The organism is Plantactinospora mayteni (assembly GCF_016862935.1).
GTDB lineage: Bacteria > Actinomycetota > Actinomycetes > Mycobacteriales > Micromonosporaceae > Plantactinospora > Plantactinospora mayteni.
The window spans coordinates 273,219-297,132 of record NZ_BONX01000004.1 but is presented as its reverse complement, the minus strand read 5'-3'; the positions used below and the strand labels follow the sequence as shown (position 1 = coordinate 297,132).

Annotated in this window: 16 protein-coding genes and 2 pseudogenes; 11 read left to right on the top strand and 7 right to left on the bottom strand. The window is 69.6% G+C overall.

The genetic code is table 11. The annotated features are described in order from the left end of the window. The first annotated feature begins 22 nt into the window (after positions 1–22). From Pma05_RS04800 to Pma05_RS04780, 5 genes and pseudogenes are all read left to right on the top strand, one after another. Positions 23–991 carry a substrate-binding domain-containing protein gene (locus tag Pma05_RS04800; protein ID WP_239311683.1) on the top strand — a complete coding sequence of 323 codons (969 nt, stop codon included), beginning with the start codon at positions 23–25 and terminating at the stop codon, positions 989–991. A 6-nt stretch (positions 992–997) separates the two neighbouring features. Next, positions 998–2,053 (top strand): ABC transporter permease, encoded by a 1,056-nt coding sequence (locus Pma05_RS04795; protein ID WP_239311681.1) that lies wholly within the window; start codon positions 998–1,000, stop codon positions 2,051–2,053. Next, a complete protein-coding gene (locus tag Pma05_RS04790; RefSeq protein ID WP_239311679.1) occupies positions 2,050–2,907 on the top strand; it encodes an ATP-binding cassette domain-containing protein in 858 nt (285 codons plus the stop codon). Before Pma05_RS04795 ends, Pma05_RS04790 begins: the two co-directional genes overlap by 4 nt. Before the next feature lie 33 nt (positions 2,908–2,940). Further along, positions 2,941–3,173 (top strand): annotated as a pseudogene (locus Pma05_RS04785) (aldehyde dehydrogenase family protein); the annotation flags it as partial. Positions 3,174–3,599: 426 nt separating this feature from the next. After that, positions 3,600–4,925: a hypothetical protein gene (locus Pma05_RS04780; protein WP_203856038.1), complete on the top strand. Its 1,326-nt coding sequence runs from the start codon at positions 3,600–3,602 to the stop codon at positions 4,923–4,925. 202 nt (positions 4,926–5,127) lie between these two features. Here the strand turns inward: Pma05_RS04780 and Pma05_RS04775 are convergent, their stop codons facing one another. The 5 genes from Pma05_RS04775 to Pma05_RS04755 form a co-directional block, all read right to left on the bottom strand. Then, entirely contained in the window at positions 5,128–5,742 is a 615-nt protein-coding gene (locus Pma05_RS04775) for a lytic polysaccharide monooxygenase auxiliary activity family 9 protein (protein ID WP_239311677.1), read from the bottom strand. Positions 5,743–6,116: 374 nt separating this feature from the next. Next, a complete protein-coding gene (gene sigJ / locus Pma05_RS04770; RefSeq protein WP_203856036.1) occupies positions 6,117–7,052 on the bottom strand; it encodes an RNA polymerase sigma factor SigJ in 936 nt (311 codons plus the stop codon). A gap of 10 nt (positions 7,053–7,062) precedes the next feature. Continuing rightward, a complete protein-coding gene (locus Pma05_RS04765) occupies positions 7,063–8,253 on the bottom strand; it encodes an NAD(P)/FAD-dependent oxidoreductase (RefSeq protein WP_203856150.1) in 1,191 nt (396 codons plus the stop codon). Positions 8,254–8,553: 300 nt separating this feature from the next. Continuing rightward, positions 8,554–10,356 carry a putative bifunctional diguanylate cyclase/phosphodiesterase gene (locus Pma05_RS04760; RefSeq protein WP_239311675.1) on the bottom strand — a complete coding sequence of 601 codons (1,803 nt, stop codon included), beginning with the start codon at positions 10,354–10,356 and terminating at the stop codon, positions 8,554–8,556. Further along, positions 10,353–11,159, bottom strand: coding sequence for an SAM-dependent methyltransferase (locus tag Pma05_RS04755; RefSeq protein WP_203856035.1), 807 nt, complete (start codon positions 11,157–11,159; stop codon positions 10,353–10,355). Before Pma05_RS04755 ends, Pma05_RS04760 begins: the two co-directional genes overlap by 4 nt. A gap of 340 nt (positions 11,160–11,499) precedes the next feature. Here Pma05_RS04755 and Pma05_RS04750 point away from each other — a divergent pair, with 340 nt between their 5' ends. From Pma05_RS04750 to Pma05_RS04725, 6 genes are all read left to right on the top strand, one after another. After that, positions 11,500–13,302: a WD40 repeat domain-containing protein gene (locus Pma05_RS04750; RefSeq protein ID WP_203856034.1), complete on the top strand. Its 1,803-nt coding sequence runs from the start codon at positions 11,500–11,502 to the stop codon at positions 13,300–13,302. Positions 13,303–13,560: 258 nt separating this feature from the next. Further along, positions 13,561–15,636 (top strand): galactose oxidase early set domain-containing protein, encoded by a 2,076-nt coding sequence (locus tag Pma05_RS04745; RefSeq protein ID WP_203856033.1) that lies wholly within the window; start codon positions 13,561–13,563, stop codon positions 15,634–15,636. Beyond that, on the top strand, positions 15,633–16,181 hold the full coding sequence (locus tag Pma05_RS04740) for a hypothetical protein (RefSeq protein WP_203856032.1): 549 nt from the start codon (positions 15,633–15,635) through the stop codon (positions 16,179–16,181). The genes Pma05_RS04745 and Pma05_RS04740 overlap by 4 nt, the downstream gene beginning before the upstream one ends. A 152-nt stretch (positions 16,182–16,333) precedes the next feature. Beyond that, positions 16,334–17,923: a glycosyltransferase family 39 protein gene (locus Pma05_RS04735; protein WP_203856031.1), complete on the top strand. Its 1,590-nt coding sequence runs from the start codon at positions 16,334–16,336 to the stop codon at positions 17,921–17,923. After that, complete coding sequence (locus tag Pma05_RS04730) at positions 17,920–19,452, top strand: glycosyltransferase family 2 protein (RefSeq protein WP_203856030.1); 1,533 nt, start codon at positions 17,920–17,922, stop codon at positions 19,450–19,452. The genes Pma05_RS04735 and Pma05_RS04730 overlap by 4 nt, the downstream gene beginning before the upstream one ends. A gap of 26 nt (positions 19,453–19,478) precedes the next feature. Further along, complete coding sequence (locus Pma05_RS04725; RefSeq protein ID WP_203856029.1) at positions 19,479–20,606, top strand: glycoside hydrolase family 113; 1,128 nt, start codon at positions 19,479–19,481, stop codon at positions 20,604–20,606. Positions 20,607–20,613: 7 nt separating this feature from the next. On the opposite strand, the pseudogene Pma05_RS43905 reads toward Pma05_RS04725, so the two are convergent. Beyond that, a pseudogene (locus Pma05_RS43905) lies at positions 20,614–20,718 on the bottom strand (CGNR zinc finger domain-containing protein); the annotation flags it as partial. A 75-nt stretch (positions 20,719–20,793) separates the two neighbouring features. Next, positions 20,794–23,637 carry an AfsR/SARP family transcriptional regulator gene (locus Pma05_RS04715; RefSeq protein ID WP_239311673.1) on the bottom strand — a complete coding sequence of 948 codons (2,844 nt, stop codon included), beginning with the start codon at positions 23,635–23,637 and terminating at the stop codon, positions 20,794–20,796. Positions 23,638–23,914 lie beyond the last annotated feature (277 nt).

Genomic DNA, 23,914 nt, shown 5'->3' with positions numbered 1-23,914 from the left:
CTCCCGTACATTCCGCATCTCCGTGATCGCAGCCGGCGTCGCGCTGGCGCTCACCGTCGGCGCCTGTAGTTCCACCGGCGGTCGGCAGTCCACCGAGGGAGATGGCGATGGCACCGGCAGGACTGCCGACACCCCGCGGATGACCATCGCCCTGATCACGCACGCGGCTCCCGGCGACACCTTCTGGGACCTGGTCCGTAAGGGTGCCGAGGCCGCGGCGCAGAAGGACAACGTCGACCTGCAATACCAGGCCGACCCGGACGGCGCCAACCAGGCCAACCTGGTCCAGTCGGCGATCGACAAGAAGGTCGACGGCATCGCGGTGACCCTCGCCAAGCCCGACGCCATGCGGGCCGGCGTCACCAAGGCGGTCCAGAGCGGCATCCCCGTCGTCGCGCTCAACGGAGGCATCGGCGACTGGAAGAGCATGGGCGTCCTCGGCTACTTCGGCCAGGAGGAGAAGCTCGCCGGCCAGGCGGCCGGCGAGCGGCTCACCCGCGACGGCGCCAAGAAGGCGCTCTGCGTCATCCAGGAGCAGGGCCACGTCGGGCTGGAGGCGCGCTGCGACGGCGCCAGGTCCACCTTCCCGAACACCGAGAAGATCTACGTCACCGGTACCGACATGCCGAGCGTCCAGGCGGCCATCACCGCCAAGTTGCAGCAGGACAAGAGCATCGACCGGGTACTGACCCTCGGTGCGCCGTTCGCGCTGACCGCCGTCAAGTCGGTCCAGGAGGCCAGCGGCTCCGCCAAGGTGGTCACCTTCGACACCAACCAGGAACTGGTCGGCGCCATCAAGACCGGCCAGGTCGAATGGGCCGTCGACCAGCAGCCCTACCTACAGGGCTACCTCGCGGTCGACAGCCTGTGGCTCTACCGGACCAACGGCAACACCATCGGCGGTGGCCAGGCGACGCTGACCGGCCCGGCATTCGTCGACAGCTCCAACGTCGCCGCGGTCGAGAAGTTCGCCGCGAACGGCACGAGGTGATCGGACGTGACTGCCACCGCGATGGAACCGGACAGGCTGGCGGGGGCTCGAGACGACCGCGTCGCCACCCGCCCCCTGCTGGCCCGGCTGATCAGCCGGCCCGAGGTCGGGTCGCTCATCGGCGCAATAGTGATCTTCCTGCTGTTCATGGCGGTGGCGGAGCCGTTCCGCAACGTCGCCAACGTCGGGACCATCCTCTACGGCGCCTCGACCATCGGCATCATGGCGGTACCGGTGGCACTGCTCATGATCGGCGGTGAGTTCGACCTCTCCACCGGCGTCGCGGTCACCACCTCCGGCCTCGCCGCCTCCCTCTTCGCCTGGAACTTCGGTCTCAACGTCTGGGTGGGTGTCCTCCTGGCGCTGGCCCTCTCCCTGGCGGTGGGCGCGTTCAACGGGTGGCTGCTGCTCAAGACCGGCCTGCCGAGCTTCCTCGTCACGCTGGGCACGTTCTTCATCTTGCAGGGCGTCAACCTCGGCGTCACCCGGCTGCTCACCGGCAATGTCGCCAGCTCCACGATCAGCGACATGGACGGCTTCGACAGCGCGCAGAAGATCTTCGGGTCGGAGGTCAGCCTCGGACCGGTGAACCTGAAGGTCACCGTCCTCTACTGGATCGTCCTGACCGGCGTCGCGGCGTACCTCCTGCTGCGTACCCAGGTGGGGAACTGGATCTTCGCGGTCGGCGGTGACGCCGAAGCGGCGCGGGCCGTCGGTGTGCCGGTACGGGCGACGAAGATCGGACTGTTCATGGCCGTGGGGTTCTGTGCCTGGCTCTCCGGCATGCATCTGCTGTTCCAGTTCAACACCGTGCAGTCCGGCGAGGGTGTCGGCAAGGAGTTCATCTTCATCATCGCCGCGGTGATCGGCGGCTGCCTGCTCACCGGCGGCTACGGTTCGGTCGTCGGCGCCTCGATCGGTGCGTTGATCTTCGGGATGACCCAGCTCGGCATCACCTACGCCGGGTGGAACCCCGACTGGTTCCGGGCCTTCCTCGGCCTGATGCTGCTGCTCGCGACGATCGTCAACCTGTACGTCAAGCGAAGGGCGGACCTGCGGTGACGACCACGACCATCGAACCTCGGCAGGCCACCGACCCGGCACCGCCCCTGCTACAGCTCGACAACGTCGGCAAGAGCTACGGCAACGTGCATGCCCTGCGCGGCGTGACACTCAACGTCCGCCAGGGCGAGGTCACCTGCGTACTGGGCGACAACGGTGCCGGCAAGTCCACTCTGATCAGCATCATCTCCGGCCTGCACGACTACACGGAAGGGGCGATGCGGCTGGACGGCCAGCCGTGCCGGTTCGCCTCGCCCCGAGTCGCCCAGAGCAGCGGGATCGCCACCGTCTATCAGAACCTCGCCCTCGTGCCCCTGATGTCGGTGTGGCGGAACTTCTTCCTCGGCAACGAGATCCGCAGAGGGCCGCTACGCACCCTCGACATCAAGCGGATGAAGCGCATCTGTGCCGAGGAGCTGCGGCGGATGGGGATCATCGTGCCCGACCTCGACCGCCCGGTGGCCTCGCTCTCCGGTGGCCAACGCCAGTGCATCGCCATCGCCCGGGCCATCCACTTCGGCGCCAAGGTCATCATCCTCGATGAGCCCACCGCCGCCCTCGGCGTCAAGCAGTCCGGCGTCGTCCTGAAGTACATCCTCCGGGCCCGTGACGCCGGCCTCGGCGTCATCTTCATCACGCACAACCCGCAGCAGGCGTACCTGGTCGGCGACCACTTCGTCATCCTCAAGCTCGGCCAGGTGGCCCTCGACGCCCGGCGCGACGAGCTCACGCTCGCGCGGTTGACCACCGAGATGGCCGGCGGTCAGGAACTCGAGGAACTCGGCGCCGAACTGCGCGGCGAGACCGGACAACGCGACGGTCCCGCGGCGCGCACCGAGAAGGAGGAACGCTGAACCTGGCGCCGCCGCGCGTCGGAGTCGTCGGCGTCGGCCCGCCGCTTCCAGCGCGAGGTGGAGGTCGGCATGGTCGGGATCAACGTGCCGATCCCGGTCCCCGTCTCCTACTACTTGTTCGGCGGCTGGAAGCAGAGCCTCCTCGGCGACACGCACGCCCACGGCACCGAAGGCGTGCACTTCTCACCCGGGGCAAGGTCGTGATCTCGCGCTGGCTTGACCCGAGCCGTGGCGGTCTCCACCTGGGCTTCCCGCAGAACCTCTGAGCGATGCCGGAGCGAGCGTCCCGGCCACCCACCCCCTGTCCTTCCCGAACTCGTGCAGGGGAGCGCGGCCGCCGTTGACGTGACGCGCAGAGCGCTGTCCGCCCTGGCGGACGCCCGTTGGCAACGATCCCCGGTGGTCCGCCTCGTCGGAGGACCGGTCCACGCCGTCAGGTCTGGTAGCCGGTGTGCGGCCGCTGGTCGCCTTCGGTGACCCCGTGGGCGGAATGTGTGCGGATTCTGGGCGGCAGGTCGTGGAGACTACCGACGGTCAGATGAAGGCGGAGGATCACACGTTCCACCGCAGTCTGTGTCATAGCCGTAACCGTGCCGTAGGGACGTGGCAAGCGTACTGGCAGGGATGTGGCAAGGAGCCGGGACAGAAACTGTGCCGTGGAGTCGCATCGGCAGCGGAAGGAAGACGAACGCGTGAAGCTTCAGCATGAACTTGAGCCGATTCTGGGCCAGATAAGAAGTAAGGCCGAGCAGAAGTGGAGGGAGTACATCCAGTCTAGAATGCGAACCGGCCAGGCCACGGAACCGGATGCTCCGAACGCGGTCGACCCGAACGCTCAGAAGGAAACGAACGAGTTCTTCGGCTCAGTCGATGACCTCCTGAACCGTTTGCGCCGGTACTACGTTCTCGACGCGCACGACTTCAAGGTGAACGTCGACCAGTTGGCCGACGCCAGCGGGGGTGGCGGGCCGAACGCCCGGCCCATCGGCGGGACGGTGGACGGGAGTGTTTTCGCCGCCGAAGAAGACGTAAGGCCCGTCGCCAACATGATTAACGAAGGTCTGTGGCTCGGCGATGCCGCCACCAACTTTGAGAAGAACTTCCTCGCGCCGTTCGATCGGGCGTCGAAGTGCCAGCGGTTCTACGCCAGAGAGATGGCGACCGCGGCAGCAGCTTTCCAGGTGGCCTCCAGCAGAAGCGGGAGATCGGTCACGTTCGTCGCCCAAAGCTGCCTGGCCGCATTGGACGGGATATCGAAGTCGAAGGCCGAGCTGGGCTTCGCCGATACGTCGAAGGACATGCCGGGGAAGGCCGTGGTCGAGGCCGTCGGTATTGTCTTGGGCGTCATCGGTCTGTTCGCGAGCGGTGGGACGGCGCTCATCGTCGGCGCTGCCGGCCTGGCCAGCGGCCTCTACGGCGTGGCGAAACACGGAGGTACGGAGCCAAACCTGCAAATCTTGCCGCTGGAGCCGAACAGTTCGCCAATGAACGTCATAGTTAGCGCGGAAAACGCGCTGAAGAGCCTGGAGGAGTGGATCGCCGACCAGGACGGGCTGCTGGCCGCAGGGCTGAAAGCAGATATCTCCAGTGCTCAGGCGTTCGACAGCCCGGAGCTGAGGGTGCCGAAGCCACGCATCAGCGCAGGGACATACAAACAGCTCGATCTCATAGAACGCCCCGGCGGGAAGAATCAGACCGTCGCCAACCTGGTCGAACTCGGCAAGGCCGGAACCCATAACCTGCCGACTGCCGCGCAGCAATACAGCCTGTCGGCAAGGTACATGGATGGTTGCCAGGTCCCGGGCTCCCTGAGCACGTTCTTCCCACGGTCGATCCCGCTGTTCAACCAGGCCGCAGATGAGCTCGCTGACATCTTGCACGAAACCAGTCGCAGCCTCACGGACGCGGGTGACGCCATGGTGACTGCGATGCAGAATTATCGGGTGACCGACGACGAGCGGGCATCCATCAATGCCCAGATCCTCGCCGCCGGGCCGACCATCGCTCCGACGAAGTGATCTTCCCCGATCAGCGCCTGCTGCTGCGCGGGCAGCCTGCGCCAACGGCCGCTCGCGGCAGGCTGCTGGCTCGACGCGTCCGGTCTTGACGTGGTCCGCGGCTCTGGACGATTCGTCGGCGACGAGGGCTCCGCGATCCCCATACTCCGGCCCAGGACATCGTCCTGGGCCGGAGTGGTGCGGTGGCTGTCAGCCTTGCGGATCAGACGATGTTGATGTCGCTGCACCACATGTAGGTCTGGTCCATGTGCGACGCCTTCCAGATCACGAAGAGGACGTGCTGTCCGGTGCGTCCAGAGGTCGAGACGTTGAACGAGATGTTCTGCGTCGGCGCGTAGCGCCCGGTCGTCGTGATCAGGTCGATGTTTCCCCATCCGACGCGCTGGGTGGTCGGGTTGAACCCTTGCCTGGTGAGGTACACCCGGAAGAAGTCAGCGCCGTGGCTGGCCTGGTCGTAGAACTGGAGCGTGAAGCTGCGGCTGACGGTGGTCGCCTTCCAGGCTCCCGGCTGGTTCAGGGAGTCGTTCCTGGAGAGGGCGTTGCTGCACAGCTGCCCGTCGGGCGTACGGGCCTGGAACTGACCGGCCAGACCGTCCCGCAACTGGCTCATCCAGTTCCACATGGTGTCGGGGTTGGCCTGGAACGCCCGGTAGCACATCGGGTCCTGCGTCTGCATGACCGGGTCCATGTGCCTGCTACCCCAGGTTTGCCAGCATTGGTAGGCGCGAGTTGCCGGGTTGATGACGGTGCCGTGGGCCTGGGCGGGTCCGGCCCAGGGCAGCATGCCGACCACCATGGTGAGTGCCAGGGCAAGCACTCGAAGGGGCTGGCGGACGGCCGACCGGGACTGCCGGCCGGATTGATGGTTCTGGTGTGAACGCACTGTGCATCCTCCGTTCTGAGGCACCCCGGGACGAGGGTGGGAGCGCTTCCAGCGAGTATCACATCTATCGGGCAAAGTATCAACGACTATCGATTGATTCTCGCGTTGACCGGAACCGTCGCCGAGAGCAGATCACCACCTACGAGGCGCTGGTGGGTCAGGCGGCCCCGGTTGCCAGCCCGTGGCCGGGCCCCCCTCCCGCCCTCCGGTTGCGCGCCGCACGCCGTCGATCGGCGCTGCCTGTACGCCGGATCGCGCCCCGGATCATGGCCACCGGCGGGGCCGACAAGAGGCCGATGCGGCCTCGATCACCACGATTGGATGAAGGAGTCGTCTCGCTCGCGTCGCCGCCATCTCTCGGTGACGCGGCCGAGGCGGTCCGGATCGGCCACGCCGCGCACGGCCGCGACCTTGCCGCCGCGGACGTCCAGGACCACCACGCCCACCACCCGCTCCTCGATCGCGGCGATGATGGCGGGGCAGCCGTTGATCACGCCGGCGTGCATCGCTGGGGAGCCGCCGACCAGTTTCCGTTTCGCCGGAGTCGGCTTGAAGGCGGCTCGCATGGCGCTGGCGATCTGCTCGGGGACCGAGTATCGCAGCAGTTTCCTGGTCTGCCCGGCGCCGTCGGAGATCGCGGTCGCGTCGTCGGTGAGCAACGCCACCAACCGTTCGGTGCGGCCCGAGGAAGCGGCGTCGACGAACGCCTCGACGATTCGGCGTGCGGAGGAGCGGTCGACTTCACTGACGGTGTGCGCGACGGCGACCCGGCGTCGGGCCCGGTGGGCGTGCTGCTGGCTCGCGGACTCGGTGATGTCGAGGATCTCGGCGATCTCGGCGTGGCTGTAGGAGAATGCCTCACGCAGCACATAGACGGCCCGCTCGACCGGCGTGAGGCGTTCCATGAGCGTCAGCACCGCCAGGGTCACCGATTCGCGCTGCTCGACGGTGTCGGCCGGACCGAGCATCGGGTCGCCGTCGAGAAGCGGTTCGGGCAGCCAGTCGCCGACCGCGCGTTCGCGCCGCATCTTGGCCGAACGGAGCCGGTCGAGCGAGAGATTGGTGACTACCTTGGTCAGCCACGCCTCGGGTATCTCGATGTGTTCCCGGTCGGCGGCATGCCAGCGCAGGAACGTGTCTTGCACCGCATCCTCGGCCTCGGCGGCCGAGCCGAGCAGACGGTACGCGAGCGAGGCCAACCGGTCCCGGTTGGCCTCGAAACGCTCCACGTTGGCGGAGTCCATGCGGGCCACGCTAGCCCGCGACCGCCTGAACAAGGCGGTGTGGCGCGGTTGTCAGGCGGCGCTTGCGAGTCGGCAGTCCGTAGGTCGGGTGGCTCATGCTCCATGCCGCGCCGCTGAGCACGAACGCCTTGAAGCGCGCGGCCGGACGGCCGCGCAGGGACCAGGACCTCGACCGCGCGTCGCCGTCGACCACCTGGAAGATCGCGTCCTTTCCTCCGAGACTGATGCAGTTGCCGAGGTACGCGAGCGGGGTCTTCGAGATCCTGTGGCCGGTGAGGTCCCCGATGATCGCGGCCGTCGCCTGAATCCTGGTGAATCCCGCCGAAGCGCACGACATCGGCAGCGGCCGACCGTTCCCGCCGATGGCGTAGGCGCTGTCACCGGCGGCGTAGACCTCCGGGTGCGAGACGGAGCGCATCATGCGGTCGACGGTGATCCGGCCGTCGTCCTCGACACCGAGTCCGCTGGCGGCGGCGATGGGGTGGACGGCGAAGCCGGCCGCCCACACGGTCACGTCGGAGGCGTAGGCGGTGCCGTCGGCGGCGACGGCACCGGCCTTTTCGACGCGGGCGATGGTGGTGTGCTCGTGGACGGCGATGCCGAACCGGTCGAAGGCGCGCAGCAGGTGACGGCGGCTCCTCGGAGCCAACCAACCGCCCAGCTCGCCGCTGGTGGCGAGCGTGACCCGGAGGCCGGGCCGGGATTCGGCGATCTCGGTTGCGGCCTCGATCGCGGTCAGGTTGCCGCCGACGACCAGCACCGTCCCGTCCTCGCCCAACTCGTCCAGGCGCAGGCGCAGGCGTAGCGCCGCTGGCCGGCCGGTGACGTGGAAGGCGTACTCGTCCACCCCGGGAACGCCGTGGTCGCCGACAGTGCTGCCGAGCGTGTAGAGAAGGCTGTCGTACTCGATCCGGTCGCTGCCCTCGCCGCCGGTCACAGTGACGGTCCGCTGCCCGGCGTCGACGGCGGTGACGCGTGCCAGTCGCAGCCGGATGCCCGTGCCCGCGAACATCTCCGCCAATCCAATGCGGCGCAGTTCCTGTCCGGCGGCGAGCTGGTGCAGGCGCATCCGCTCGACGAAATCGGGTTCGGCGTTGACCACGGTGATCTCGAAGTCGTCGGGGTGGAGGTGGCGAGCGAGGTACCCGGCTGCGCACGCTCCGGCGTATCCGGCCCCGAGGACGCTTATGCGGTGCCGCATGTTCTTGCTCCCGTCTGTTCGCGTGCCCCCTGAACGAGACAGCGCCCGGATTCCTGACACCGACCGACTATGGCGTGAGTCACTGAACCCTTTTCCACCTGAACCGCGTGGCGCTCGGGCACCGTGTCCGACACCGGCGGAGCCCATGGGAGGTGGGAAAAGGTTCGCTGTCGATCGTCCGGGCAGTGAACCTTTTTCAACCTCCCCTTGCGGTCCGTCGGAGCGCAAGGTCGGAGGCGGTGTGTGAGCGCCGCGCGGTTCAGGTGGAAAAAGGTTCAGTCAGGGCCACCGGGCTGGCGGTCAGCGGCGCTGGCCGGCGACGCGTCGGGTGATGTCGCCCGGCGGTACGGGTCGGCCGAAGTACCAGCCCTGGCCGGTGTCGCAGCCGGCGGCGCGCATCCGCCGGGCCTGACTGGCGGTCTCGATGCCTTCGGCGGTGACGGTGAGCCCGAGGGTGTGACCCAGGGCGACGACGGTGGCCAGGAAGGCCGCGTCGTCCGGCCGGCGCACGGCCGGCGGTGGCGGTTTCCCGATCCGTGGTGCGGGCCGGGCGAAGCTGGCATCGAGTTTGAGCCCGCGCAACGGCAGGGCGCGCAGGTTGGCCAGGTTGGCGTACCCGGTGCCGAAGTCGTCGATCACGATCCGCACACCGAGTTCGACCAGAGCGGCGAGGGTGGCCCGGATCTGGTCGGTCAGTTCGATGACCGCGTGCTCGGTGACCTCCAGTTGGAGGCGGTACGGCGCCAGGCCGGTGCGGTCGAGGATCTGGGCGACGGATGCCACCAGCCCGGTCTGGTGGAGTTGCCGGACCGCGATGTTGACGTTGACGTAGAGGCCGTACCCGTCCTGCTGCCAGGCGCTTGCCTGCCGGCATGCCTGCTCCAGCAGGCGGCGCCCGAGCGGCACGATCAGCCCGGTGTGCTCCGCCAGTTCGATGAACTGCCCGGCGCCCAGCACGCCGAGGCGCGGGTGGTGCCAGCGGGCCAGCGCCTCGACGCCGGCGATGTGACCGTCGCGTAGGTCGACCAACGGCTGGTACGCGAGGGTGAACTCACCGTGGCGCAGCGCCGCCGGCATGGCCGCGGAGAGTCGGTAACGCTCGGCGTCGGCGGCGCTACGCTCGTGCGCGAACAGCATCCACCTGGCCTTGCCGTCGGCCTTTGCCCAGTGCAGCGCGATCTGGGTGGCGCGGATCAGCTCGGCGGTGTCGCCGGACCCGATGGACCGCTCCGCGACTCCGGCACTGGCGGTGACGGGTATCTCGGTGTTGTCGATGTGGAACGGTTCGGCCAGCGCGGTCAGCGCCTGGTCGGCGACCTTGACGGCGTCCTCGGCGCAGGTGGTGCCCTCGATCAGGATCGCGAACTGGTCGCCGTCGAAGCGGGCGACCAGGTGGCCCGACGGTTCGGCGAGCGCCCGCAGACGGTCGGCGGTCGCCGCCAGCAGCCGGTCGCCCACGTCGTGACCGAGGATGTCGTTGACCGTGGCGAACTCGTCCAGGTTGATGCAGCACATGCCCACCCGTCTCGACGGCGGCCCGGTGGCGAAGACGCGGTCCAGCCGTTCCGCGAACAGCGTCCGGTTGGGCAGGTCGGTCCACGCGTCGTGGGTGGCGAGATGCCGGAAGCGGACCTCGTTGGCCCGTAGTGCCTGCTCGGCGCGGGCCTGCGCGGCCAACGCGGCCAGCCGGACGGCATCCTGGGCGTCCAGGCTGCGGTCGTGCACCGCGGCCGTGAACCCGGCCGCCAGTCCTTCCAGCAGCGCGGCCAGCCGCACGCACATCGCGGCGTCGGCGGGCAGCCCGAGGTCCGCCGCGAGCCGGGTGTTCAGGACCGCGATGGTACGGCCCAACGCGTCCGGAGACGCGAACCCGGCGGCGACGAGGTCCTCCCCGACCCCGAACCCGCAGCAGGGGTCGGGCGGCTCGGCGAACAGGCCGCCGACGAGCCGCTCGGCCAGCGCGCTGACGATCCGGTACCGCTCGGTGGAGCTGATCGGCACGTAGTGCGCCCGGTGCAGCGCCTTCGCCCACGCCTTCGCGAACGTGTCCAGGCCCTGACGGTGCCGGTCGACGAGCGAACCGGCATCGGGGTGGCCGGTCACGCCGTACGCCCAACTCCTACATAGAAACTCATCCGCTCCGGATGGTCCCCGACATCCTCGGGAGATTCCGGACGCCAGAGCGGTGACCACACCACGCCGGGTTCAATCAGTTCGAGCCCCTCGAAGAACCGCTCGACCTGGGCGCGGGTACGGGCCGTGACCGGTGTGGTGGTCCGACCGCTCAGCCGCGCCCCCTCACCCATCTCCTGGGGGCGGCTGTCGGTCGTGACGTGGCTGATGGCCAGGTAGCTGCCCGGGCAGAGCGCCGCACGCAGCCGGTTCAGGATCCCGTACGGATCGTCCTCGTCCGGAATCGCGTGCACGACCGACGCCAGCAGCAGTCCCACCGGCTGGTCCAGGTCCAGCAGGGCCCGCGTCGCCGGATGGTCGAGGATGACCTCCGGCCGGCGCAGATCCTCTTGGATCGCGGTGGCGAACTCGTTGCCGGACAGGATCTGCTCGCTGTGTGCCACCGCCACCGGGTCGATGTCCACATAGACCACACGCGCGTCCGGCACGACCTTCTGGGCGATCTCGTGCACGTTACCCACGGTCGGGATGCCCGAGCCGATGTCCAGGAACTGACGGATCCCCATGTCGATCATGAAGCGGACCGCGCGGTGCAGGAATTCCCGGTTCGCCCGCGCCACCATTCGCAGGTCCGGCACCGCCGCGATGGCCTGCCGGGCGAACTCCCGGTCGATCGCGAAGTTGTGGGAGCCACCCAACCAGTAGTCGTAGGCGCGCGCGACGCTCGCCTTGCTGAGGTCTATACCTTCGGGTGCCCAGTCCGGCCGCTCCATCGCTGCCCTCCTCGTCAAGCCCCGCGCTTTCCACCAGAACCGTGCCCGGACCAGGGCCGCGAGCAACGACAAACGTGCCCGCGTACGCCCATCGGACCGTGGTCGCGGGCCAACCCTAACCGACCCACCGATCGATACCCATCCCAGTGCCGGACACGACCACCGCCACGCCCGAGGGACTGTCACTCGGTCTCGTTACTCTGGCGCGATCTTTTCGATGGTTGTGGACAGGAGGATGATGGCCGCCACCGAGTGGGTCGTGCAGTGGGTGAGCCGGGATTCACGAGAGTTGGTGTGCTGCCCACCCGTTGGTTCGCCACACATCGATGGGGTGGCGGGGATGCGGGATGTTGCCACCGGGGTGGTGGACGGGCGGCTGATGGCCGTCACCGTGAGCGATGACGGGACGGTCCGGGTGTGGGACCTGACCACCGGCCAACTGCACCGGTCCTTCTCCATCAGGCATGTCGACAGAGCGCTGGCGGTGACGACCGCGGTCGTCGGCGGGCGTTCACTGGTCGTGACCGGGACCGATGACCGGACGGTACGGCTGTGGGATCCGAGCACCGGGCAACAGGTGGGTAAGGCCCTGACCGGCCACACCGACTGGCTGTTCGCTGTGGCGAGCGGTGTGCTGGACGGCCGCCCGGTGGCGGTGTCCGGCGCGCGGGACGGGACGGTACGGGTGTGGGATCTCACCACCGGCGTCCAGGTCGGTCGCCCGCTCACCAACTACGGCGCGGTGTGGGCGGTCGCCACCGCCGTACTGGACGGTCGTCCGGTGGCGGTAGCTGGCTGCGAAGACAGGAGGGTACGGATCTGGGACCTGGCCACCGGGAAACAAGTGGTTCGGTCCCTGACCGGGCACACGGATTCGGTCCGAGCGGTGGCGACCGGGGTGGTGGACGGCCGCCCGGTCGCGGTGAGCGGCAGTTTCGACCACACGGTGCGGGTGTGGGATCTGGCCACCGGGGAGCCGGTCGGTGAACCCTTCACCGGTCACACCGACAAGGTGTGGGCCGTTGCCACCGCCGTGGTGGACGGCCGCCCGGTAGCGGTCTCCGGCGGTGAGGACGGGACGATACGCATGTGGGACCTGGCCACCCGAGAACAGATCGGTGAGTCGTTCACCGGCCACCGCGGCTGCTGGGCCAGGGTCGAAACGGCAGTGCTGGACGGGCGTCCGGTGGCTGTCACCACAGCCGACGACCGTACGGTCCGGGTGTGGGACCTCAGCGCTGATCACGAAGTCCGCCAGCCCCGCCACTCCGACCCGGTGCACGCCGTCACCACCGCCGTCGTCGACGGGCGGCCGGTGGTTCTCACCGCCGGTGAGGACCGGACGGTGCGGTGTTGGGATTCAGCCACCGGGAAGCCGGTGGGCGAGCCGCTCACCGGTCACACCGGCACGGTCGCCGCGGTCGCGACCGCGACGGTGGACGGCCGCCCGGTGGCGGTGTCCGGCGGCGAGGACCAGACGGTACGGATCTGGGATCTCACGGCGGGGAAGCAGATCGACATGTTCACCGGCCACAGTGACCGGGTCTTCGCGGTCGCGACCGCGACGGTGAACGGGCGTCCGGTAGCCGTGACCGCGAGCGATGACCGGAGCTTGCTGGTGTGGGATCTGGCTACCGGCGCGAAGGTCGGCAAGCCGCTGGCCAAGGAACGCCGACGGATGAGCGGCATGGTGACCGGTGTCATCAACAGCCGAGCGGTCGCGATCACCGGAGGCTGGAGCGGCACCATCCGCGTTCGGGACGTCGCCACGAACCGGGAGATCGCCAGGCATCTCAGCTTGCACGGCGGCTACGTCGAGCCCATGGCCGTCGGCCAGGGGAGTCCGGTCGTTCTCACCCGGAGCGCCGGCTACCAGCCCGTCCAGATCTGGGACCTCGGCACCACGCAACCCGTCCGGGAGTTGGCGACCGACGGGTACGCCGGCGCCATCGGCCAACTGGACGGCACGTCCATCGCGGTTACCGCCCGGAGCGGCGAGCTGTCCGTCTGGGACCTGACCACCGGATATCCGATCGGCGAGACCATCTACTTTCCTGGCTGGATAAAGGCGGTGGCGGTCGATCCGCAGGGGCGGATCGTCGTCTGCTTCGACAGTACCGTCGCCGTCCTCACCGCGTCCTGACCTGCTCCACCTGGTCACCGGGGACGGGCCTGGCGTACGCCGACGAAGTTGTGGCGCTGTCGCCGCGCGGTGCTTCTTCGTCGGCGTCGGGCCAGGTCTTCTCGTTGCCGGTCTTCTGCTCGCCGAGCCGCAAATCGCTCCACCCGTAGAGTGCCGGAAGCCCACATTGGCCGGAACGACGATGACCGGTACGCTGCGGGGCGGCCCAGATGACGAGGATCGACAGGAGACGCTGTGCCTCCCGCAGAAGCCGTTCCGATGTTCAGCCCGGAGCTCCGCCGCGGACTCGGCCGGCTGCTCGCCCTCGCTCTCCTGCTGACCATCGGTCTGGTCGCCACACCGGCCCAGGCGGCGACCAACCTGATCCGGAATCCGGGGCTGGAGACGTTGGGCGCCGACGGGTTCCCGGCCTGCTGGGAGCGGTCCGGGTTCGGCAACAACACGTACACGTCCGGTCCGACGACCGACGCGCGCACTGGTAACCGGGCCATGCGGATCGCCATCACCAAACTGGCCTCGGGCGACCGCAAGGCGATGATGCAGGAGAACGCGGAGTGCGCTCCCCGCGTCACCGTCGGTCGCCAGTACGACCTCTCGGTCTGGTACAAGTCGACCACCGCGGCCAACGCGATCACGCTCTTCCGGCACGACAGGGCGCTCGGCTGGCAGTACTGGCTGGATCCGGCGACGCTCCCGGCGACCAGCACCTGGCAGAACAAGGTGGTACGTACGCCCCCGATCCCGCCGAACACCGACCAGATCACCTGGGGCGTCAGCCTCTACAGCCGTGGCACGCTCACCACCGACGACTACTCGATGGTCGAGGTGGGCGCACCGGCCCCCACCCCCAGCGGGTGCAGCGACGCCACCGGGTGCACCAAGGGCAAGTGGCAGGTCATGCCCTACGAGTCGACGGTGCGCGGCATCCACGCGGTGATGCTGCACAACGGCAAGGTGCTGCTCGTCGCGGGCTCCGGCAACGACCCCAGCGCCTTCGAGGCCGGCACGTTCAAGACCGCCGTGTACGACCCGGCGACCGGCGCCTTCACCAACGTCGCCACCCCGGTCGACCTCTTCTGCGCCGGCCACGTGCAGTTGCGCGACGGCCGGGTGCTAGTGATGGGCGGCAACAAGGACTACCCGAGCGCCGACGGCACCGTGGGTTACCAGGGACTGAAGGACGCGTACATCTTCGACCCGGCCACCAACAAGTACACCCGGACGAACGACATGCTCGCCGGCCACTGGTACCCGTCGGCGACCATGCTCGGCAACGGCGACGTCCTCTCGCTCGGCGGCCTCGGCGAGGACTCCACCGGCACCACCACCACCGACTACTTCAGCTCCGCCCAGCAGCGCTGGCTGCCGATGAACGAGGTGAAGCAGACCTGGTCCTGGTGGGGCCTGTACCCGGCGATGGTGCTGATGCAGGACGGCCGGCTCTTCTACACCGGCAGCCACACGTTCGGCGTCGCCCTGCCGGGCAGCGGGGCGTCGATCTACGACTACGGCAACGGCGCCATCACCGACGTGCCCGGCCTCCAGCGCAAGGACGAGCGCGACCAGTCGATGAGCGTGCTGCTCCCGCCGGCCCAGGCGCAGCGGGTGCTGACGGTGGGTGGCGGCAACGGCGACGCGGGCGCGACCGCGCACCGGCTGACCGACATCATCGACCTCAAGGCCGCCAGCCCTCGATACCAGCCAGGCCCGCTGCTCCCGCAGGGCACGCTGACCGGTGGCGCGCCGCAGGGCGACGAGCAGGGCAAGATGTACGTCTCCCTCGTACTCCTGCCGGACGGCACGGTCTTCGAGACCGGCGGCGCGCTGCACAACCGGGCCGACCCGGTCTTCGAGGCGTCCATCTTCGATCCGCAGACCAACCGGTTCCGCGAGGGCATGGCGACCGACCCGGTGCCGCGCACGTACCACTCGTCGGCGTTCCTGCTGCCCGACGGGCGGGTCATGGCGGTCGGGGACAACCCCGGCAACGGGTCGTTCGACACCCGCATCTCGATCTACTCGCCGCCGTACCTCTTCAAGGGCGCCCGGCCGGCGATCCAGACCCTGGCCAGGACCAACTGGGGGTACGGCAGCACCCAGCGGATCACCGTCAACTCGCCGGTGACCCGGGCGTCGCTGATCCGGCCGGCTGCCGTCACGCACTCGTCCGACCCCAACCAGCGGTTCGTCGAGCTGCCGATGACGGTCAACGGCAACACCATCGACCTGAACGTGACGAGCAACCCCAACCTGGCCCCGCCCGGCTGGTACATGCTCTTCGTGCACAACGCCAACGGCGTACCGTCGATCGCCAAGTGGGTCAAGCTCGGATGAGTCGCTGGTTCCGTGCCGTCGCCGGCTGGGTGCGGGCCAGCGGTCGCCGTGGACAGCTCGGCATCGCGGCGGTGCTGGTGGTGCTCGTGCTCGTGGTCGGCGTCGTCGGTGTGCTGGTGGCCGGCGGCGGCGATCCCGACATCCTCTGGGGCGGTGGCACCTCGGCGGCACCGGCCGACGAGCCGGCGGCGGAGAGCGGCGATGAGTCGGAGCCGGAGCAGCGCGACGACGGACCGGACCCGACCGGCCCGGTGGGGTCGCCGCCGCCGTACGTGCAGCCCTTCGCCCAGCAGCCGGGTGCCAAGCCGCGCGGAGCGCAGCCGTCGCCCACCGCCGGGGTCGAGATCGCCGAGGGTACGGACGGCTGCGACCACGCGTACGGCGAGCGCGACGTCTGCGTACCGTGGACGTTTCCGGACGGTGTGACCGACAAGTGCGGTTGGCTGCGAGAGCGCGGATTCGAGCCGCTCAAGATCACGGGTGGGCGCGACCGGCACGGGCTGGATCGCAACGACGACGGGACCGCGTGTGGCGCCGGGGATTGACACGATGAATCTTTCTCCGCCTCCCCTTTCGGTCCGTCGTGGTCGCAGTCGGAGGTCGGGGCGCACCCGACGCGCCGTTCAGGTTGAAAAAGGTTCAATGACGTGCCCGACAAGAGGATTTGCATGTACCGGCACTGCCTTATCCTGCTCCGATGAGTAGGGCCGCTCGCTCACAGCTCCCGGTGGCGACCCCCAACGGAGAGGTACACATCCCGCTGCCGCGCCGGGTGGGCCTGGTGGGGACACCGGAGTCCGCGGCGGACGCGGCGGACGCGACCATCCTGCTGCCGAAGTCGCCGACCGAGGAGGAGGCCGAGCGCCGGCAGCGGCGGGCGGCCTGGCAGGGCCGGATCGCCTGGGGCGCACCGGCGCTGGTGACACTGGTGCTCTGCGTGATCGGCCTGACCGGGCCCGGGCTCTGGGCCGACGAGCTGGCCACCTGGGGCATCACCACCGTGTCGTGGGCGGAGCTGTGGCGCCAGCTCGACGGGACCGACGCGACCATCGGTCCGTACTACGTCCTGATCCGGATCTGGGCGATCGTCTTCGGGGACTCCGACCTGTCGCTGCGGCTGCCGTCGGTGCTCGCGATGGCCGGTGCCGCCGCGATCATCGGGCGGATCGGCACCCGGCTCGGCTCGCACCAGATCGGCCTGCTTGCCGGGCTCACCTTCGCGATTCTGCCGATAACCACCCGCTTCGGGCAGGAGGCCCGCCCGTACGCGCTGGCCACGCTCGCCGCGGCGGTGGCCACGCTGCTGCTGCTCCGCATGCTGGAGCGGTTCACCCTCGGCATCGCGCTCATGTACGCGGCCGCCGTCGCCGCGCTGGGCCTGATGCACCTGGTCGCGCTGCTGATGCTCGCCGCGCACGGCCTGGCCGTACTCCTCACCAAGCCGAAGCTGCTGTGGCGGTGGACGCCGAGCGCGCTCGCCGGGCTGATCCCGCTCCTGCCGGTCATCCTGATCGGGCGCCGCCAGCAGGGAACCCAGATCGGCTGGATCCCGTTCACCGACCTGCACCAGATCGAGGCGTACGGCCTGGAGTTCTTCGGCGGCGCGCTGATCGGCGGCGCGGTGATCGCCCTCGGCGTGGCCGCGATCTCGCGTGAGCGGGGCGCCGTGGTGGCGATCTGCCTCGGCGTCGTACCGGTCGGGCTGCTCATGGCGCTCGGTGCGGTCACGCACATCTGGCAGCAGCGGTACGTGCTCTACACGCTCGTCGGCTGGGCCGTGCTGGTCGGCCTGCTGCTCGCCAGGCGCGGGCTGCTCGCGGCGATCTCGACGATGGTCGCGCTGACCGTACTCGCCCTGCCCGGGCACGCCGAGGTACGCAAGTCCTCCTTCCGCTACCAGGACACGAAGGCGGTGGTGGCACTGATCGAGCGCGACTACCGCCCCGGCGACGGCATCGTGTACGGGCTCCAGGACCGTGGACCCGGCGCACTCAACCGGGACATCATCGCCCACTACCTGCCGGCGAACCGCCGCCCGACCGACGTGCTGATGGACCGCCCGATGCGTACCGACGGGTGGATGGTGTCGAGCGAGCACCAGGACGTGGCGGCCCGGCTCGGCGAGACGCGGCGGCTCTGGGTACTGCGCCTGGGCGAGTACGGGGACCCCCTGGACGACCTCGACGGAGCGAAGAAGGACGTCCTGAAGGAACGTTATGATGTCACGGAAAGCTGGTGGACAACGGGCTACACCGTCGCGTTGCTGACCCGGAAGGACCCCGTGTGACGACGCACGTCGCGCCTTCGCGCCGCGACGAGCCGGGTGAGCGGACCCAGATCATCCCGCAACAGCGCCCCGGCGAGACGCACGTCATGCCGGCCGTACGCATCCCGATCACAATCGGTGCAACCACGATGGCGCAGCGTCATGCGAGCTGGCTGCCCCGGATGTGGCCGCTCGCCGTGTGGTTCGTCGTCGTCCTCGGGGTCACGCTCTGGCTGAGCGTCAAGTCGACCGGGCCGCTCGGTGCCGTGGTGACCGTCCTGTGGACGTATCCGGTGATCGGGACGATCCTCGGGCTGGTCGGCGCGCTGGTGACCCGGCGGCGGCTGCGCCGCGACCGGCTCACCGCCGCCGACGCCCAGATCATCCGGTGTCGGGACCGACTCGTGGTGGTGGTACCGACCATCGGCCGGCACGACACCTACCCGGCGCTCGACCGCGTCGTGCACTCCTACATCACCTACCTGCCGGAGTGCTTCCCCAAGCTGCGGGTCGACGTCGTCATCGAAGAGGGCTGCGAGGCGGCGGAAAAGATCTACAAGCTGGGCGAGGTCAGCCGGTACATCCGGGTCGTCACGGTGCCCCGGAGCTACCACACCGTCAACGGCACCAAGTTCAAGTCGCGGGCCAACAACTACGTGCACGAGCTGCGGATCGCCCAGCATGAGGACCGGGACGACGTCTGGGTGCTGCACATGGACGACGACACCGGCGTGGGGCTGGACACGGCGACCGCGCTGGCTCGGCTCATCGAGCAGCAGCGCGACCTCGGCGACCAGGCGTGCCACCTCGCCCAGGGCATCCTCACCTACCCGCGCGAGCACGCCCGCAACCGGCTCACCTGGCTGGCCGACGCGAGCCGGCCGATCGCGGACGTGACCATCTACTCGGCGTTCACCGGTGGCGGTCGCCCGCTGGCCGGGGTGCACGGCGAGCTGCTGCTCGTCCGCGCCTCGGTGGAGGCCGAGATCGGCTGGGACTTCGGCCCCGAGGCGATCGTCGAGGACGCCCAGTTCGCGCTGATCTTCAGCCGACGGTACCCCGGGCGGAGCGCCTGGTTCGCGGGCCGCTGCTACGGCGCCTCGCCGGCCACCGTACGCGACTTCTTCCGGCAGCGGGAACGGTGGGCGTGGGGCCTGATCGGGCTGGCCCTCGACGACCGGATCCCGCTGCGCGACCGGCTCTATATCGGATACTCGACGTTCACCTGGGTGGTCAGCCCGCTACAGCACCTCGGCACCGTTCTGTTGGTGGGCTGGCTGCTCGGGTCGTACGACACGGTCCCGATCACCCTCCTGGTGCTGCCGATCTGGGCGCTCAACATGGCGTACGCGATCTGGCTCTACACGGAGGGCCTGCGGATCAACGTGAGCGTCTCCCGCCGGGCGAAGTACCGGTGGTGGGAGGGGATAGCGGTGATCCTGCTCGTACCGATCTTCTCGCTGATGGAGGGGTTCGGCGCGATCCGTGGGCTGATCCGGCACCTGCGCGGCGGTCAGCAGCAGTTCGTCGTGATCGCCAAGCCCATATGAGGACCGTCGGCATCCGGGGAAGGGCCGTGGCGTGCTGCGCCACGGTGCTGGCAGTGCTGCTGGCGACCGGCTGCTCGTCCGGCGAGGGCGGCCCGCTGACCCGGCTCTCCGAGGCACCGCCGGGGGGCGCGTCCGGTCCCAGCGCGTCGGCCGAGCCGCCGGTGGCCAAGGTACGCCAGCCGTGGCAGCCGGGCATGCGTCAGCACGGGATCGCGATCTACTGGGAGAACAACGGGAACGACACCGACCAGATCGTGCGCGCCAAGGCGCAGAAGGTGCTCGACCACGTGGTCGCGCTCGGCGCCAACTCGATCTCCGTCTCGTTCTCGTTCGTGATGGACTCGGCGTACGCCGACGCGGTGCGGATGGACCACCCGATCACCCCGTCGCCGGCCCGGCTGGAGATCGTGCTGGACGAGGCCAACAAGCGCGGCCTGCGTACCGCCGCCCGGCCGATGCTGAACGAGCGCAACCTGACCACCGACGACCCGGACATGTGGCGGGGTTCGATCCGCCCGCAGAGCCGGACGAAGTGGTTCGCGTCGTACCGGGACATGCTGGTCAAGTACGCGAAGGTGGCCGAGGCGGCGAAGGTCGCCACGTTCGTCGTCGGCACCGAGTTGAACTCGCTGGAGAGCAGCACCACCGGCTGGCGTACGGTCGCGGCCGGCGTGCAGGCGGTGTACAAGGGGGAACTCGAATACAGCGCCAACCACGACCGGCTCCGGAAGAACGGTCCGGCGTCGGGCATCACCCTCTCCGTCGACGCGTACCCGCCGCTGAAGGTGGGTGACAGCGTCCCGGTGAGCCGGCTCGTCGACGGATGGAACGACTGGCTCGACGACAACCGTGGCGAGGGCCCGATCCGCAACCTGGTCCTGGCCGAGGTGGCGATCGGTGCGCGCTCCGGGGCGTACGAGGAGCCGTGGTCACCGCGTGCCAAGGGTGCGATCAAGCCGGAGATCCAGCAGCGCTGGTTCGACGCGGCCTGCCAGGTGATGCACGAGCGGGACCTCGCCGGCATCTACTTCTGGATGATCAACCTCGACGCCGACCCGAAGGCGAAGCCGTCGAGCAAGTCCCCGATGGACTTCCTGGGCCGGCCGGGCGAGCAGCACATCGCGCGCTGCTTCACCAAGGACGCCAAACGCTGAGCGTGTGTTAGCTGCGGGCGCATTCCTCGGGAGTCGGCCCGCCGCAGGTGGCGACGCTGCACCAGCGGCGCCGACCGCTGAGGTCGATGAAGAGCCAGCCGCACCATCTACCGCGGCACCGAGCACGACGTCTGCACGGACCTGGACTGAGCCCGCGAAGGTGGAGGTTCTCCGCGTGCCGTCCGGTTCAGCGGCCCGCTGCCGGCATTCCGTCGGTTTCGACATACCCGGCACGGAGACGGCTGAGCCGGGCGCGGATCCGCTCGGCGTCGGAATGCCCGATCTCGACGAAAATGTCGAGCGCCTGCCGCCAGGCGTCGCCCGCCGCCCCCGCATCGCCGGCGGCGTCATGGGCGTCACCGAGATAGCCCAGGGTGTCCGCCACGTTGTACTGGTCGCCGAACCCGGCAAAGAGCTCCCGGGCCTCCTGATAGCAGGCGACGGCGTGCTGGTGACTGCCGAGGTGCTGGTGGGCGTAGCCCAGGCTGTGCAGGGTGTTGGCCTCACCACGCCGGTCGGCGAGGGCCCGCTGGAGGAGCAGTGCCTGCTGGCAGTGCACCAGCGCCTTCCGGTAGTTCCCGAGCTGCGCCTCGTACCACCCGACTCCGTTGAGCGCCCGGGCCTGCCCGATCCGGTTGAGCGCGGCCCGGTTCAGCTCGAACGCCTGCTCGGCGTGGTCGCGTGCCTCGGCGTACCTCGCCTGGCGGGCGAGCACCCGGCCGAGGCCGAGCTGGACGAACGCCTGCCCGACGGGGTCTTCCAGCTCGGCGTAGAGGTCGAGCGCCAGGCAGTAGTGGGTCTCGGCCTGGCCGAGCTGACCCAGTTGGGCGTACGCCCCGCCGAGCCCGCGCTGTGCGTATCCCTCTGCCCGCCGGTCGCCGAGCCGTCGGGCGGCTTCCAGGGCGGTGAGGTGGGTGACCGCCAGGTCGTGGTAGCGACCGCCGTAGTCGAGGTGGTCCACGAGGATCCACGCCAGCCGCCAGGCGTGGGTGTCGAACCCGCCACTGGCCGCCCTGGCGATCGTGGCGAGCAGTACCGAGTGCTCGGCGGCGAGCCAGAGCCGGGCCTCGGCGCGGTCGGCGAGCGGTTGACAGTCCACTCCGGACTCGGCCGGCTCGACGGTGAGCAGTTCCCGGTGCGGATCCAGCAGCCGGCAGGCGTCCCGGGCGGTGTGCAGGTAGTGGTCGAGCACCCGGCGTACGGCGGCCCGACGGTCCGGCTCGCTGTCCCACTCGACCGCCAGTTCCGCAGCGTACGCGCGAAGCAGGTCGTGGAAGCTGTACCGGCCGGGCGCGTGCTCGACGACCAGGTGGGCCCGGGCCAGTTCGGCCAGGAGGAGACGTACCCGATGCGGTGGCAGCCCGGCCAGGCTCGCCGCCGCCGGTGCGGCGGTGTCCGGCCCGGGGTGCAGGCCCAACAGCCGGAAGAGCCTGGCCGCGGCCGGGCTCAGGGTGCGGTAGGACCAGGAGAGGATCGCCCGCACGTCGGTGGCGGCGTCACCGATGACGAACACGTCCAGCCCGGCCCGGACATCCCGCAGTTCGCGGGCCAGCGCGCCCAGCGGGAACCCGGGGTGGGTGTCGGCGCGGGCACCCGCGACGGCGAGGGCGAGCGGCAGCCGCGCGCACGACGCGATGATCTCGTCCACGGCCTGGGGCTCGCCGGTGACCCGGTCGGTACCGAGGCGACGGGCCAACATCTCACGCGCGTCGGCGACGGTCAACAGGTCCAGGGTCACCGGGTGGGCACCCTCGGCCGCGACCAGCCCGGTCAGGTGGTTTCGGCTGGTCACCAGGACCAGGCTGCCGGGCGCGCCCGGCAGCAGTGGACGGACCTGCTCGATGTCCCGTGCGTTGTCCAACACGACCAGCATCCGCCGGTCGGCCAGCAGGCTGCGGTAGAGGCCGATCTGCGCCTCCGGACTGGCGGGGATGCGATCGGGGCGCACGGCGAGGGCGTCGAGGAACCCGCGTACCGCCTCGGCCGGGCTCATCGTCGCCCCGGTCGGGTCGAAGCCCCGCAGGTTCACGTACAACTGTCCGTCGGGAAACCGGTCGGAGACCCGGTGCGCCCAGTGCACCGCCAGTGCGGTCTTGCCGACCCCGGCGGTGCCCGACACCACACAGACCGGCACCGCGGTGCCGTGTTCGCCGGTACTGGCCAGGATGGCGTCCAGCCGAGCCAACTCGGCTGCTCGCGCGGCGAATCCGCGTACGTCCGCGGGCAGCTGCCTGGGCACGGTGACCGGGCCGGCAGGCGGTGCGGCGCGCGGTACGGGCGGCGGAGCCACCGCCTCCTGGCGCAGGATCCGCTGGTGGAGGTCCTGTAGTTCACGGCCGGGCTCGGCACCGAGTTCGTCGCGGAGCACCCGACGGGCATCCTGGAAAGCCTGGAGCGCCTCCGCCGGGCGTCCCGCACCGGACAGCGCGAGCATCAGCCGGCTCCAGAGGTTCTCCCGGAACGGATGCTGGAGGACCAGGCGACGCAGTTCGCCGATGACGCCGTCGTGCTCGCCCAGTGCCATCCGGGTGGTGGCGTGTTGCTCGACGGCGCTGAGGTGGCGCTCCTCCAGCCGCGCGAGCTCGGCCCAGAGGCGTGCGCCGACCGGCAGTCCGTCCAGGGGGTTGCCACGCCACAGACCGAGCGCCTGTTGGTAGCACTCCGCGGCTCGCGCCAACTCCGCCTCGTCCTGGGCCTGCCGTGCCCGGTCGATCAGCTGGGAGAACGTCTGCATGTCCAACTCGCCGGGGAACACCCGGAACAGGTAGCCGCCAGCCTCGGTGACGAGCCGGGAACCGTCCGCGCCGGCCTGGTGCAACCGCTGCCGCAGCCCGGCGACGTACGTCCGGATGTTGGACTCCGGGCTGGCCGGCGGTGTCTCCCACACCACCTCGGTCAGGTATTGAGCGGTCACCACGTCGTTGGCGCGCACCAACAGAGCCGCCAGTACGGCGCGCTGGCGTGGCCCGCCCAGCGACACGCTCGCTCCCGCGTGCCACACCTCCAGCGGCCCCAGGACCCGAAGCTCCACCCTGCTCCTCACACACGTCCACTCGCCCGACGTCGAAGAGGACAAGCCCGTACCGGTCAGCCAGCCACACACGGCCCAGAACAGCAGGCACCGCCAATATAAGGGACGAATCGTCAGGCGCACACGCCGACTGTGCGGGATCTGTGCGGAACCTGGGCGCGCTCTTTCGGATGGTTCTACCCGCGTCGGCTCACCACCCGTGGTGAGCCGTGGCCTCGTCACGGCAGGGAACGCCACGCCGCGACGTTCCGTAGGAGGCACGCCGGGGCCAAAAGCC

Coding starts and splice junctions, on each gene's coding strand:
- Pma05_RS04745 (WP_203856033.1), top strand. CDS start 13,561: ATGTTCAGCCCGGAGCTCCGCCGCGGACTCGGCCGGCTGCTCGCCCTC.
- Pma05_RS04765 (WP_203856150.1), bottom strand. CDS start 8,253: ATGCGGCACCGCATAAGCGTCCTCGGGGCCGGATACGCCGGAGCGTGC.
- sigJ (WP_203856036.1), bottom strand. CDS start 7,052: ATGGACTCCGCCAACGTGGAGCGTTTCGAGGCCAACCGGGACCGGTTG.
- Pma05_RS04750 (WP_203856034.1), top strand. CDS start 11,500: ATGCGGGATGTTGCCACCGGGGTGGTGGACGGGCGGCTGATGGCCGTC.
- Pma05_RS04735 (WP_203856031.1), top strand. CDS start 16,334: ATGAGTAGGGCCGCTCGCTCACAGCTCCCGGTGGCGACCCCCAACGGA.
- Pma05_RS04740 (WP_203856032.1), top strand. CDS start 15,633: ATGAGTCGCTGGTTCCGTGCCGTCGCCGGCTGGGTGCGGGCCAGCGGT.
- Pma05_RS04755 (WP_203856035.1), bottom strand. CDS start 11,159: ATGGAGCGGCCGGACTGGGCACCCGAAGGTATAGACCTCAGCAAGGCG.